The 12896-nt window shown below is 53.5% G+C and carries 14 protein-coding genes and 2 pseudogenes; 9 read left to right on the forward strand and 7 right to left on the reverse strand.

Features of this window, described 5'->3' with window-relative positions:
• A pseudogene (locus ACLJRH_RS25775) lies at positions 1 to 362 on the reverse strand (transposase); the annotation flags it as partial.
• Positions 363 to 439: 77 nt separating this feature from the next.
• On the opposite strand from ACLJRH_RS25775, the gene istA (ACLJRH_RS25780) reads away from it, so the two are divergent.
• Together istA (ACLJRH_RS25780) and istB (ACLJRH_RS25785) are read left to right on the forward strand one after the other, a co-directional pair.
• A complete protein-coding gene (gene istA, locus ACLJRH_RS25780) occupies positions 440 to 1462 on the forward strand; it encodes an IS21-like element ISSen8 family transposase (protein ID WP_410958259.1) in 1023 nt (340 codons plus the stop codon).
• Positions 1462 to 2241: an IS21-like element ISSen3 family helper ATPase IstB gene (gene istB / locus ACLJRH_RS25785; RefSeq protein ID WP_024360487.1), complete on the forward strand. Its 780-nt coding sequence runs from the start codon at positions 1462 to 1464 to the stop codon at positions 2239 to 2241. The genes istA (ACLJRH_RS25780) and istB (ACLJRH_RS25785) overlap by 1 nt, the downstream gene beginning before the upstream one ends.
• 65 nt (positions 2242 to 2306) lie before the next feature.
• Here istB (ACLJRH_RS25785) and ACLJRH_RS25790 read toward each other — a convergent pair.
• A pseudogene (locus ACLJRH_RS25790) lies at positions 2307 to 2612 on the reverse strand (transposase); the annotation flags it as partial.
• Between the two features lie 93 nt (positions 2613 to 2705).
• Positions 2706 to 4193: a recombinase family protein gene (locus ACLJRH_RS25795; protein ID WP_410958260.1), complete on the reverse strand. Its 1488-nt coding sequence runs from the start codon at positions 4191 to 4193 to the stop codon at positions 2706 to 2708.
• A 59-nt stretch (positions 4194 to 4252) separates the two neighbouring features.
• On the opposite strand from ACLJRH_RS25795, the gene istA (ACLJRH_RS25800) reads away from it, so the two are divergent.
• Positions 4253 to 5425 (forward strand): IS21 family transposase, encoded by a 1173-nt coding sequence (istA, locus tag ACLJRH_RS25800; RefSeq protein ID WP_001750025.1) that lies wholly within the window; start codon positions 4253 to 4255, stop codon positions 5423 to 5425.
• The gene (istB, locus tag ACLJRH_RS25805) at positions 5425 to 6222 is read left to right on the forward strand and encodes an IS21-like element helper ATPase IstB (protein WP_410958261.1); all 798 of its coding nucleotides are present in this window, start codon (positions 5425 to 5427) and stop codon (positions 6220 to 6222) included. The genes istA (ACLJRH_RS25800) and istB (ACLJRH_RS25805) overlap by 1 nt, the downstream gene beginning before the upstream one ends.
• On the opposite strand, the gene ACLJRH_RS25810 is transcribed toward istB (ACLJRH_RS25805), so the two are convergent.
• Genes ACLJRH_RS25810 through vapB form a run of 3 tightly spaced genes read right to left on the reverse strand, consistent with a single transcriptional unit; the run spans position 6133 to position 7464 of the window.
• Positions 6133 to 6777, reverse strand: a complete 645-nt coding sequence (locus ACLJRH_RS25810; protein ID WP_410958262.1) for a hypothetical protein — start codon at positions 6775 to 6777, stop codon at positions 6133 to 6135. The genes istB (ACLJRH_RS25805) and ACLJRH_RS25810 overlap by 90 nt on opposite strands.
• A gap of 31 nt (positions 6778 to 6808) precedes the next feature.
• Positions 6809 to 7210 (reverse strand): PIN domain-containing protein, encoded by a 402-nt coding sequence (locus tag ACLJRH_RS25815; protein WP_240872528.1) that lies wholly within the window; start codon positions 7208 to 7210, stop codon positions 6809 to 6811.
• 23 nt (positions 7211 to 7233) lie between these two features.
• The gene (gene vapB / locus ACLJRH_RS25820) at positions 7234 to 7464 is read right to left on the reverse strand and encodes a type II toxin-antitoxin system VapB family antitoxin (RefSeq protein ID WP_079791992.1); all 231 of its coding nucleotides are present in this window, start codon (positions 7462 to 7464) and stop codon (positions 7234 to 7236) included.
• A 583-nt stretch (positions 7465 to 8047) separates the two neighbouring features.
• Between vapB and ACLJRH_RS25825 the strand changes: the two genes are divergently transcribed.
• The 3 genes from ACLJRH_RS25825 to ACLJRH_RS25835 are packed head-to-tail and all read left to right on the forward strand — an operon-like array spanning position 8048 to position 10115.
• Positions 8048 to 9004, forward strand: a complete 957-nt coding sequence (locus ACLJRH_RS25825; protein WP_410958263.1) for a hypothetical protein — start codon at positions 8048 to 8050, stop codon at positions 9002 to 9004.
• Positions 9005 to 9331: a cytoplasmic protein gene (locus ACLJRH_RS25830; RefSeq protein WP_410958264.1), complete on the forward strand. Its 327-nt coding sequence runs from the start codon at positions 9005 to 9007 to the stop codon at positions 9329 to 9331.
• Positions 9321 to 10115, forward strand: coding sequence for a site-specific integrase (locus ACLJRH_RS25835; RefSeq protein WP_410958265.1), 795 nt, complete (start codon positions 9321 to 9323; stop codon positions 10113 to 10115). Before ACLJRH_RS25830 ends, ACLJRH_RS25835 begins: the two co-directional genes overlap by 11 nt.
• A gap of 83 nt (positions 10116 to 10198) precedes the next feature.
• Here the strand turns inward: ACLJRH_RS25835 and ACLJRH_RS25840 are convergent, their stop codons facing one another.
• Entirely contained in the window at positions 10199 to 10939 is a 741-nt protein-coding gene (locus ACLJRH_RS25840; RefSeq protein WP_410958266.1) for a replication initiation protein, read from the reverse strand.
• Positions 10940 to 11465: 526 nt separating this feature from the next.
• Between ACLJRH_RS25840 and ACLJRH_RS25845 the strand changes: the two genes are divergently transcribed.
• Both ACLJRH_RS25845 and ACLJRH_RS25850 read left to right on the forward strand, forming a co-directional pair.
• Positions 11466 to 11702 carry a type II toxin-antitoxin system CcdA family antitoxin gene (locus tag ACLJRH_RS25845; protein ID WP_080071031.1) on the forward strand — a complete coding sequence of 79 codons (237 nt, stop codon included), beginning with the start codon at positions 11466 to 11468 and terminating at the stop codon, positions 11700 to 11702.
• A gap of 2 nt (positions 11703 to 11704) precedes the next feature.
• Positions 11705 to 12019, forward strand: a complete 315-nt coding sequence (locus ACLJRH_RS25850; protein WP_154074328.1) for a CcdB family protein — start codon at positions 11705 to 11707, stop codon at positions 12017 to 12019.
• Positions 12020 to 12896 lie beyond the last annotated feature (877 nt).

Here is a 12896-nt window from a genome sequence, read left to right on the forward strand (position 1 = left end):
AGACCGCGCTCTTTAAGGCTCAGCAGGAAGGCCAGCCAGAACGCTTTGGCTTCTGACTCGCCGATGCCCATTCCGATGATCTCCCGGCGTCCGTCCAGGTTAACCGCGCAGGCGATTATCACGGCCACACTGACCACCCGGCTGTTCTTACGCACTTTCACGTAAGTCGCATCCAGCCACAGGTAAGGCCATTCGCCCTCCAGCGGTCGGTGCAGGAACGCCTGTACGCGCTCATCGATACCACGACAGATGGACGATACCTGGCTGCGGGAGATGCCGGTCATCCCCATCGACTGGATCAAGGCATCCACCTTGCGGGTGGAGACGCCGTTTATCCATGCTTCCTGGATAACTGTCACTAACGGTGCGAAAGTGATCCATATCCGACGCCTGAAATCAGATCCAGGGGTTAATCTGCTCTCCTGATTCGGGAGAGCTTATGGTCACTTTTGAGACAGTTATGGAAATTAAAATCCTGCACAAGCAGGGTATGAGTAGTCGGGCGATCGCCAGGGAACTGGGTATCTCCCGTAACACTGTAAAGCGTTATTTGCGGGCGCAGTCTGAGCCGCCAAAATATACGCCGCGTCCTGCAGTTACTTCACTTCTGGATGAATACCGGGACTATGTTCGCCAGCGAATCGCTGATGCTCACCCTTATAAAATCCCGGCGACGGTTATCGCCCGCGAGATCATGGAGCAGGGCTATCGTGGTGGCATGACCATCCTGAGAGAGTTCATTCGTTCACTCGCCACCCCTCAGGAGCAGGAGCCTGTTGTTCGCTTTGAAACTGAGCCTGGACGGCAGATGCAGGTTGACTGGGGCACTATGCGTAACGGTAAATCACCGCTTCATGTGTTCGTTGCCGTTCTGGGATACAGTCGAATGCTTTACATCGAGTTCACCGACAACATGCGCTACGACACGCTGGAATCTTGTCACCGCAATGCGTTCAGCTTCTTCGGTGGTGTACCTCGGGAAGTTCTGTACGACAATATGAAAACGGTAGTGCTCCAGCGTGATGCTTACCAGACCGGACAGCACCGGTTCCATCCTTCCCTCTGGCAGTTCGGCAAAGAGATGGGCTTCTCTCCCCGGCTGTGTCGCCCCTTCAGGGCACAGACTAAAGGCAAAGTGGAGCGGATGGTGCAGTACACCCGCAACAGCTTCTACATCCCACTAATGACTCGCCTGCGTCCGTTGGGGATAACCGTCGATGTTGAAACAGCCAACCGCTACGGCCTGCGCTGGCTGCACGATATCGCTAACCAGCGGAAGCATGAAACTATCCAGACCCGTCCCTGCGATCGTTGGATCGAAGAACAGCAGTCCATGCTGGCTCTGCCGCCAGAGAAAAAACAATATCACGTACAGGTAGACGAAAGCCTGGTGACCTTCGACAGGCAGCCACTGCATCATCCTCTGTCCATCTATGATACGTTCTGCAGAGGAGCCGCATAATGGTTGAACTTCAACATCAACGGTTAATGGTTCTCGCCGAACAACTGCAACTGGACAGTCTTATCAGCGCAGCGCCGGCGCTGTCGCAACAAGCTGTGGCTCAGGAATGGAGCTATATGGACTTCCTGGAGCATCTGCTTCATGAGGAGAAACTGGCCCGCCATCAGCGTAAACAGGCGATGTATACCCGGATGGCGGCCTTCCCGGCGGTGAAAACGTTCGAGGAGTATGACTTCACCTTCGCCACAGGAGCCCCGCAGAAGCAAATCCAGTCGCTGCGTTCACTGAGCTTCATAGAGCGCAACGAGAACATCGTGTTGCTGGGGCCATCCGGGGTGGGAAAAACGCATCTGGCAATAGCAATGGGCTATGAAGCGGTACGTGCGGGTATCAAGGTGCGCTTCACAACGGCGGCGGATCTGTTACTTCAGCTGTCCACAGCGCAACGCCAGGGTCGCTATAAAACAACACTTCACCGTGGCGTAATGGCGCCGAAGCTGCTCATCATCGATGAAATAGGCTATCTGCCGTTCAGTCAGGAAGAGGCAAAGCTGTTCTTCCAGGTCATCGCCAAACGTTATGAAAAGAGCGCGATGATCCTGACCTCCAACCTGCCGTTCGGGCAGTGGGATCAGACGTTCGCCGGTGATGCGGCGCTAACATCCGCGATGCTGGACCGGATCTTACACCACTCACACGTTGTTCAAATAAAAGGAGAGAGCTATCGACTGAAACAGAAACGAAAGGCCGGGGTTATAGCGGAAGCTAATCCTGAGTAAAACGGTGGATCAATATTAGACCGTCGGTGGAGATGTAAGTGGATCACTTTTTACCCGTCGTTGACAATAACCGCATTCAGGGCCTTCTCAGACAGCCTGCGGGCCTCAAGGAATGACGGGAAGTACGAGCCTTCACGCAACTTCGGGATACGCAGCTCCAGCGTGCCAAGTCTGGTGTTGTACTGGCGGTCACGGTAGCCGTTACGGTAAGTCTCACGTTCGTCGCTGCGCTCATGGCGTTCTGCGTTGATGCGCTGAGTGACGTCAGCCTCCATAATACGGTTGAGCATGAACTCAGTGAGCTCGCGCAGAAAGTCTTCGCCGCCGAGTTGCATCAGGGTGTTGCTGAATGTCATGCTGTTGTCAGCCATCGGTTTGCTCCTTCTAAGATAATTGTCTGATTAACCATTACCTTACCGGATAAGCCGATGGCTCTCACCATCCTGCCGAATTTACACCACGTCCTAAGACTCTACCAAGTGTGCTGAGCGGAGTATCCAGTTCCGCAGCTCATGTTCTTTGGCTTCGTTCAATGTGATCCACCATGCACCTCTGCCATCCAGCTTGCGGGCTACAACAACATGGCGGGAAATCCAGTAATAAACCATATGCGTACTGACCTGCAGACGGCTGGCAACCTGCTTTACTGTAAATTCATCATGCCGCATCAGGTTTGCCGCTGCAATTTTGTACTTGTAGCGGATCCATTTAATCATGGCAAAAGTGAATGGTTTGCCATGAGGGCTGCGGAACCCCTGATTATTCAGATGCTCCACAATTTGTAGATCGGTGTAATTTCGCGATAATTCACGTACCCTATCCACCATCACTGTCGGATAGCGCATCACGTCAAAAATCGGTTTTGGTAAAACCACCGGAAGATCTGTGCAGGTTCCTCCTTGCCAGCGAATATGTAGAACAAGCTGGTGCTGATCGGTTTTTTTCTCTATAGTGATATCTTTAATAAGCATTCTTATCATACGCTTACGGTCTTTTTGCTGTGTCGTAGAAGCATTCCACAAGCGTGGCAGGTCTTGCGCCAGAGCGAGTATCATGGCCTCCTGATCTGGCGTGATAATGCGGGTTTTCTGGTTTCTGAACCGGGAAGACTCTGTCCTGAGTGATTCCAGATGCTGCAAGGCATCATTCCATCGGCGTTCCAGTGTGGCAGCGACCAGTCGGTTAGCTGGGTCACATTCCTGATATCGTTTTTCTGCCAGTGAAGCATCATATTCAGCCCGTTCTATACGCATGTTCCACTGACGCATAATTGCTTGATCACGTTGCTCAATTTCTTTTAATGCCGAAATAGCTATTTCCAGTTCCGCCGGGAGTAATGCACTGAACATCGCGGCGGAGACTGCATCATCCAGGAGGTCACTGCGAACAGCCAGACAGTCTCTGGTCGCAAGGCCTTCCCGGCGCTGCCAGTTGCACAGGTATACCGGACAGATACTGCCATGGTTCTGGTAGCGCACTGTGATTGCCCGACCACAACATCCGCAGATCACCAGTCCCTGAAGCAGTGTCAGCCCCTCCCGGGCCGGGCCGTTTAACACGCATCCTTCCCCATTTGTGCGGTTACGGGCAAGCCGTACCTGGTTATCTTCAAACTCTTCCTGACTGATGTATCCTTCGTGATGACCAGGTAAATACACACGCCAGTTCGCCATGGGAACAGTTTTCACCTGTGCCTGCACGTGACCATCAGGAGTGATATTTCTGTGATACTGATACCGGCCAAAAACATAGCTGCCGGCGTAAGACGGATTTTTCAGCATGCTGAGCACGCGCCCATGACTGAGTTGCCCCCAGATGAGCTGCCCCTCCCATGCACCACCCCATGCTCGTTTAGGAAAGCGTAACCCGCTTCTGGCAAAACGTTTGACAACGGCACAGGCGCTCCCTGTTGTTAGCGCCAGTGATATAAGACGGTAATTCACCATTAGCATTGTCCGCTCCACCCAACATGTTGTTTCCTTAAGGTTCTCACACCAGAAAGGACATCAACATGCAGAGCAGAGAGGACTTTTACATGATAAAGCAAATGCGCCAGCAGGGTGCGTACATTGTCGATATTGCGACTCAGGTGGGTTGCTCTGAACGGACTGTCAGACGCTATCTCAAATACCCTGAACCGCCAGCCAGAAAGACCCGCCACAAAATGGTTAAGCTGAAACCATTTATGGATTACATCGACATGCGCCTGGCAGAGAATGTCTGGAATAGCGAGGTCATCCTCGCAGAGATAAAGGCAATGGGCTATACGGGCGGACGTTCCATGCTGCGTTACTACATCCAGCCCAAACGTAAAATGCGGCCATCAAAAAGAACGGTCCGCTTTGAAACCCAGCCAGGATATCAGCTCCAGCATGACTGGGGCGAAGTCGAGGTGGAGGTTGCCGGGCAGCGGTGCAAAGTCAACTTCGCGGTTAATACGTTGGGGTTTTCCCGCCGCTTCCATGTCTTCGCCGCGCCAAAGCAGGATGCGGAGCACACCTACGAGTCACTGGTTCGCGCCTTCCGCTACTTCGGTGGCAGTGTGAAAACGGTGCTGGTTGATAACCAGAAAGCCGCGGTGCTGAAGAATAACAACGGGAAAGTGGTGTTCAACTCCGGGTTCCTGTTGCTGGCCGACCACTATGACTTCCTGCCCCGGGCCTGCCGCCCGCGCAGGGCCAGAACCAAAGGCAAAGTGGAACGGATGGTGAAATATCTCAAGGAGAACTTCTTCGTCCGGTACCGCAGGTTCGACAGCGTCACCCATGTAAACCAGCAACTGGAGCAGTGGATGGCTGAAGTTGCTGACAAACGGGAGCTTCGCCAGTTCAGACAAACACCAGAGCAGCGCTTCGCGCTGGAACAGGAACATCTGCAGCCGTTGCCGGATACGGACTTCGATACCAGCTACTTCGACATCCGCCATGTGTCCTGGGACAGCTATATCGAAGTTGGCGGCAATCGTTACAGCGTTCCCGAAACGCTGTGTGGTCAGCCGGTCTCGATACGAATATCGCTGGATGATGAGTTGCGGATCTACAGTAATGAGCAACTGGTGGCATCACACCGTCTCTGTTCAGCATCGTCCGGCTGGCAGACAGTGCCGGAACATCATGCCCCGCTCTGGAAGCAGGTCAGCATGGTGGAGCATCGGCCTCTGAGTGCGTATGAGGAGTTACTGTGATGCCTGAACTTGAAGCGCTGCTGAGTCGCCTGAAAATGGAGCACCTGAGCTATCACGTAGAAAACCTGCTGGAGCAGGCGGCTAAAAAAGAGCTGAACTACCGGGAGTTCCTGTGCATGGCGCTGCAGCAGGAGTGGAACGGCAGACATCAGCGCGGCATGGAGTCCCGACTAAAGCAGGCGCGTCTGCCATGGGTCAAAACGCTGGAGCAGTTCGACTTCACCTTCCAGCCGGGCATCGATCGTAAGGTTGTCCGGGAGCTGGCCGGTCTGGCGTTCGTGGAACGCTGCGAGAATGTGATCCTGCTGGGTCCTCCAGGTGTCGGGAAAACCCATCTGGCCGTTGTTCTCGGCGTGAAAGCGGCGGATGCAGGGCATCGGGTACTGTTCATGCCACTGGACAGACTGATCGCAACGCTGATGAAAGCGAAACAGGAAAACCGGCTGGAGCGTCAGCTACAGCAACTGAGTTATGCCCGGGTGCTGATCCTGGATGAAATAGGCTATCTGCCAATGACCAGAGAGGAAGCCAGCCTGTTCTTCCGGCTACTGAACCGTCGATATGAAAAAGCGAGCATCATCCTTACGTCAAATAAAGGCTTCGCAGACTGGGGAGAGATGTTCGGAGATAACGTACTGGCAACGGCGATCCTGGATCGGCTGCTGCATCACTCAACCACGCTGAATATCAAAGGAGAAAGTTACCGGTTAAAGGAGAAACGCAAAGCTGGAGTGCTGGCCAAAAACGCAACGCCAATCAGTGACGATGAAATGGCGGAAAGCGGACAGCATCATTAAAGAAAGTATCTGGCGGGCATGAAAATGGCAAATAACGGTCACAGATCGTGGCGTTGACATCTGCGCCAGTTGTTTCAGCAGAAGGGTTTTCATTGTGGCAGAAAGCCCGCTCTCCCGAATCTCGCTACGTAACTGCGTTATCCGCTCCAGCAGATCATCAATTTCTTCTGCCGCTATACCGGCATGTGCTCCGCGGGTTTCAAACAGATCGGACAACATGCCAGGTTCTGTGAGTGTACGATCATCAATGTTATCCCGGAATGTATGCCAGCCATCATTTAAGCTTTGTGAGACAAATGCTGTATCCACGTGACTTTTCCAGTGGTTTGATTTTCCGCGGAGAGTGGAAAAGTTGTCTTCCCTGACCTGGATTATGCGTCCGGGCAGTGCCATAGCACATGCCAGTCGGGTAAGAAGATGCTGTTCTTCCATATCTTCAACCTGCAATATTTTTTGCCAGACTTTGCGGCAATTATCATCCCTCTGATATTCGTTTCCTTGCTCAAGTAAATCCAGCAGTCTCTGAGCGGGATTATCAATTTTCAGTTCACTCATTCTTTTAATATTCCGTCATTAATGCACTATCTTATTTTACCCAGTCTTCAAGTACTAATCCCGGCACCCGCTCAAATTCCCGCGTATTATTGGTCACCAGCACGGCACCGGCGGCGATGGCGTGCCCGGCAATGGCCGTGTCGTTCGGACCGATCGGCGTCCCCGCCAGGCGCAGGGTCACCTTAATGTCCGTGGTGGCGTCCACCGCCGCCCGGTCCCAGGGCAGGATGGCATCGAGGCGGGTGCAGAATTCATCGACCAGCAGCACGTGGCGCGGCGAGGCCTTCGGGCCGGTGGCGCCGAAGCGCATTTCAGAGTAAGTAATGGCCGAAACCACGATGCGGTGATTACGCAGGACCGCCTGCTCCAGGCGTTTAATGACGGCGGCGGGTTGCTCACGCATGATGAACGAGCAGATGCAGGTGTCGAGCATGTAGATCCGGTCTTTTGTCTTCTTCACAGGTCAAATCGTCCTTCGTCGCTGACAACGTCCTCTCGATCTGCCATAAAGTCCGGATCGGCCTTTTCAAGTTCAAAGAATGAGCCCCAGGTCGGCCGGACGGGACGCAATATAATACTGTCCCCTTCCCGGATAATCTCCAGCTCGCTCACTCCCTCAAAATCCAGATCGCGGGGCAGACGGATGGCGCGGTTATTGCCATTTTTAAATATAGATACGGTTCTCATGTTCTTTCTCTCCCGAGCAGATGGATATGTGGAGCATATCCGAAATGTTCACAGCACCGGGTGTGTGCATATGTCAAGTATATACATATGTTTTGGCTATGTATATATTTGGCATATGCAGATGGTAGGCATATGGATATACAAAGCATAGGCTTTCTTCTTTCTTTTTCCGCTGAGATCCGAAAAAAGCTACTCCCGGATCTTCTTCATCCTCACCGGCGCGCCGCGACCCGCTAACACAAGATGTAGAGGCTCAGTCATCTGCTGTTGCTACCAGATGTTGTGTTATGAACCTTCCCTGTGACCCGGCGTTCAGGGGCAGAAAAGACCGCTTCGCTTATTCCCTGACCGTGGCACACTTCCGGAAAGTTGTGAATATACAAAAAGTCGGATCATAACGAAAAGGCGAAACGGTAATTGCGCTGTAAAACTGTCAGCCTGTTTATTATCTGTAAAAATCCATCTGTGAATTCATAATGACTCATTATGAGTTTTTTTATTTATTAACTGAAACTGTGTATTCAGTGATATATTCATTACCTGAAATGCAGTCGTCAAAGTTTATCTGACTTATGGTGTATTCATGGCAAAAATACAGGCAAGGAATGTTGACGATGCGCTGTTTTCGCGCATTGAGCAGTCAGCAATGAAAAATGAACGGTCACTGGAGGGAGAGATCCGCCTCGCGCTGGCCAGACAATATCCGGCCTCCCCCGTGGGCGGGGAAATTCTGTCCACCCGCGAACGCTGGCAGAGAGAATGCGGCGTTCGCCTGCAGGCTCTGTTTGAACGCCTTTCCTCTGACGGATTTTTCCCCGGGTCGGGGCAGGACAGGCAGACACTCATCGCCGGCCTGGTACGGGCAGCACACCGGTTAAACGTGTCCCCGGGACTGCTCCTGGACTGTATCGATGGCACAGGCGAGTTAACACGGGATCTGGCTGAACGGATTGAAAACCGGTTTGGTACCAGTGCGGACTGGCTCACCACCGGTGACGGGCTGATGTTTCCTCTGGTTAAACTCGGTACCCATTCAGGCGTCAGCTGGCGGGAATTTTTCCTGCCGGATGACGATGACAACCGCTGTATCTTCGAGCTGATCCGCATCACGGGCGGACGTCATGACGGTACACTTCTGATCCTCCGGCAGGATGAAGAAAGCGGCTCTGTCACTACGGGGATTGTCACGGAAGCTTTTTACCTGGGATCCGGTATGGGGAACGGAGGCTACAGCAATCTTAAAACGTTTCTGTTATTCCTGAAGACCTGCTGTCAGGAGCGGGTCATGCATGCGTATGTTTTTGAGCCGCCGGAGTCCGACTCCGATTTATGGTCCGTCATGGGTCAGCACCATCCGGTATGGTTTCGTGACGCAAAACGGCGTTCCCCGTCCCGCTGGCTGCAGCAGGTACTGAACGGCGAAGATCCCGGGGAATGGTTTGCCGGTGGCTGGTCACCGATCCTGCAGGAGGTGGCGGAAGCGGCCGCCGGGGGACCACGCGCTCCTGCCGGACAGGCCGATCCTGAAGAGGAGAAATGAATGAGGATTTCAGAACAGATACTGGCAGGCACCCTGAAACAGGGAGGCTGTATCCGGAGCTTCTGGCGCCGCTCCGCCAGACTGGCAGGCACTCCTCCCCCCGGTGTGCCGGATGGCCTGGTGCTGGAAACCCCGGGGGTACAGGGCGACACGCCGCTTTGTCATGTGGATTTTGTGGTGGCGCAGAAGTGGCTGGCCTGTGCTGAAACCTGGACGCAGACTGTCGGGGGAACGGAGTTCGGCGGGGCGGTCTGGCGGCTGTCTCAGGAATATCATGTTACCACCGGGCACCCTGTTCAGGGGGACGGAGACCGGGATGAACCGTGATCTGCCGGCGCTGCCCGGTCAGGGGGGCACCTTTCCTGCTGCGCAACTGCCGGTGGCCATTGACTACCCGGCTGCGCTGGCATTACGCCAGATGGCCCTCGTTCAGAACGAGCTGCCAAAATACCTGCTGGCGCCGGAGGTGAGCGCCCTGCTCCACTACGTTCCGGATCTGCACCGCAGGGTGCTGTTGTCCACCCTCTGGAACACAGGGGCGCGTATCAATGAAGCGCTGGCGCTGACACGGGCCAATTTTTCTCTGGCCCCGCCTTACCCGTTCGTACAACTGGCCACCCTGAAACAGCGGGCGGAAAAGGCGGCCAGAACGGCAGGACGGATGCCGGCCGGTAACCAGACTCATCGCCTGGTGCCGCTTTCCGATCACCAGTACGTCAGCCAGCTGCAGATGATGGTGGCCACGCTGAAAATACCGCTGGAACGGCGCAATAAGCGCACCGGAAGAACGGAAAAGGCACGCATCTGGGAGATCACCGACCGGACGGTCCGTACGTGGATTGGGGAAGCGGTTGAAGCCGCAGCGGCTGACGGCGTGACGTTCTCGGTGCCGGTGACACCCCATACGTTTCGTCACAGTTACGCCATGCATATGTTATATGCCGGCATTCCATTAAAGGTACTGCAGAGTCTGATGGGGCATAAAAGTATCAGCTCGACGGAGGTGTATACGAAGGTGTTTGCGCTCGATGTTGCCGCACGGCACCGGGTTCAGTTCGCCATGCCGGAAGCGGATGCGGTAGCGCTGATGAAACAACTCGCCCCGCGTTAACTATGGGAAATACCTGAAGTTCAGGTTATGGGAAATACCCAAAGTTTGATGGGGGGCTGGCCTGATATGGGAAATACCCCGGGTCAGCTTCTGGTGTCAACAACAGTGAATACCAGACGACCGTCTTCATTCTGAGTCATGGCCGCTTTAAGCGGTGTATTGGCGTTTATCTTCTTCAGGGCCGGATTGATGAAGGTCCGCTTCATCTCAGCAAAGTTGCTGCGTTGCGATTCTGGCAACATGAAGCGTTCAGACAGCCAGTCCTGGGTGGTGACCCACACACCGCTGGAACGATACTGACACAGGCTTTCATAGAGTCGGATCACCCGGACACTGTTGATTTTCCCGCAGTCATACAGGGAGTATGTGGTGAACTGACTGGTCAGCCCCATCAGGTACGGCATCACCTTGTAGTTGAACTCGATTTGCCATTTTCCCCGCCCTTTCTTAAGACCGGCTTCGGCCAGCCAGGGGCGTTTCACCTCTTCAAACTCCCCTTCTTTTGGGTAAAACACCACGCTGCTGTCGGCCAGAGCGGTCACGCCTTTTTTGACGTCAGTGGAGGCAGTGTCCACGCCGACCTTAAAGAACTTCTGATAATCCGCCACGGTTACTGTGAATACAGGCGACACAGTATCAGGCTCGTCCTTCAACGGATAACACTGCATAAGGCAAAGCCACAGCACACGTTTAGCCTGCAGGGGCAGATAGTAAGCAGCCTCAGTCAGTTCATTGGACTGGCTGATATTGACTGACTTCTTAAGCGCTTCCGTAATCATCGCCATCATCATGTGGGGGTTTTTAAGTTCCCCATATACTGGCATGAGGGGGCTGAAGTCACAAGTAAAATGCGTGAGTTATCAACAGGTATGTGAGCTGCAGATAAACCAGGGGTATTTCCCATAGTAACTTGTGGTGTTTCCCATACATTGTTGAGGTAATTCCCATAGCTACTTGTGGTGTTCCCCACAATAACCCGGGGTGTTTCCCATAAGAACCTGGGCTGTTTCCCATACAGCAGGCTTGAGAGGCCCGTCTGGTACGCTCTCACAGATTTCTAAAAAGAGTAAAAGGGGATAAAAAGGAAATAAAAGAATAAAAATGGCTTAAAAAATACCCGGTGGATAAGTGAATAACGTGAGGGCTGCACAGCCGGGATGTGCTCTGATATGACAGACTGACGCGCCCTGCGGGCTTGTCCAACCCCTCGCCCGCTCAGAAACCAGTTCTGAGCAGACTCACGGTTTTTGTTGCAGGTCAATACAGGGAGTCCTCAGTGCTGTAACTGATTACTGATGCGTGTATAATGTCGTGTAATGAACACATGATGACATCACGGGAGAGTGACCGGTGACAGCAAAACAACGCAATACTCAGAGCGTCACAGTGACTGTGGAACGGGGATTATTAAGCCTGGCGCGTGAGGCCGGCATTAACCTCAGCGCCACCTTAACCGCCGCCCTGGATGCGGAACTGCGTGAGCATGCCACGAGAAAATGGCAGGAAGAAAACACGGAAGCCCTTGAGGCATTAAATCGTTTTCATGATGAGCATGGTTGCTTCAGCGATGAATACAGGACATTTTAACGATGCAGTTTACTGTATACCGCAATACAGGAAAAATCGTGGCTTACCCTTTGTTGCTTGATGTCACGAGCGATATTATAGGGCAGTTGAACCGGCGGGTTGTGATCCCGCTGCTGCCTGTTGAAAAATATCCGGGCGCTGCCCGTCCGGAGCGAATGATCCCCATTATCAGACTGACGGACGGCAGGGAATACGCCGTAATGACTCACGAACTGGCGAGTATACCCATTCGTGCCTTGGGGGCTGAATTCTGCGATGCGGCTCAGTATCGTACACAGATAAAAGCTGCAATCGATTTTCTCTTTGACGGAATTTAAACCTCCCCGAAAAACATCAGAAAACCGACTGTTTTTCTGGCGGTCTGCTCATTCTCACTCAAAAGAGCATTTATTACGTGTTGGAACCATCATCATTACTCGTCACTACATGTAATTATCGGTCACGGCAGGGAAAATCACACCACGGTCAGAACAGGATACCGTGGCGGGACATCATCCAGCGTGACGGTCATGCCCGTAACTGAAAACAGTGGTCAACACCAGCGGTGCCGGTAGCCCGGTTTCCGTTCATGATGGCAGAAGGAGAATTGGTGATGAGAATTGCAGAGTCTGTGTTACTCGGTACCCTCAGACGGGGCGGTTGTGTCCGCACCTTCTGGCGCCGTTCAGCCCGCCTTTCCGGCCCCCACCGCCCCGGAATTCCCCGACGGGTTCGTCCTGGAAACTCCGGGAGAGTCCGGCGACACCCCGCTCAGCCATGTTGATTTTGCCGTGGCCAGGAAATGACAGGTCCGCAGCGGGGACTGGTCGCAGATAGCTGGCGCGACGGAGTTCGGCGGCTCCGTCTGGCGTCTGGCCCGGGAATATCATGTTACTGCTGAGCACTCTATTCAGGAGGGCGGAGACCGGGATGAACAGTGAGCTGCCGGTACAACTGCTGGGCTTTCATTCACGGGCCCGGTCCATGCATTTATAGGTGACCAATGATTGCCGCGCCGCGCCGGCCCTGCGACAGTTGGTCGTGGTCCTGAGCGTACTTTCGTATGCTCAGGGTAACATTAAATTACACCCTGCTTCAGATCAAAACCCTCCTATTAGGCGTCAACTAGTTTTGCCGACGTGTTGCCTCATCAGTTAATGTTACTTTCTTGCCTTAGCTAAAATGTTACCAACAGACAAGTTCCGTAGACCAATT

Source organism: Salmonella sp. SAL04162, assembly GCF_046551535.1.
GTDB lineage: Bacteria > Pseudomonadota > Gammaproteobacteria > Enterobacterales > Enterobacteriaceae > Salmonella > Salmonella enterica.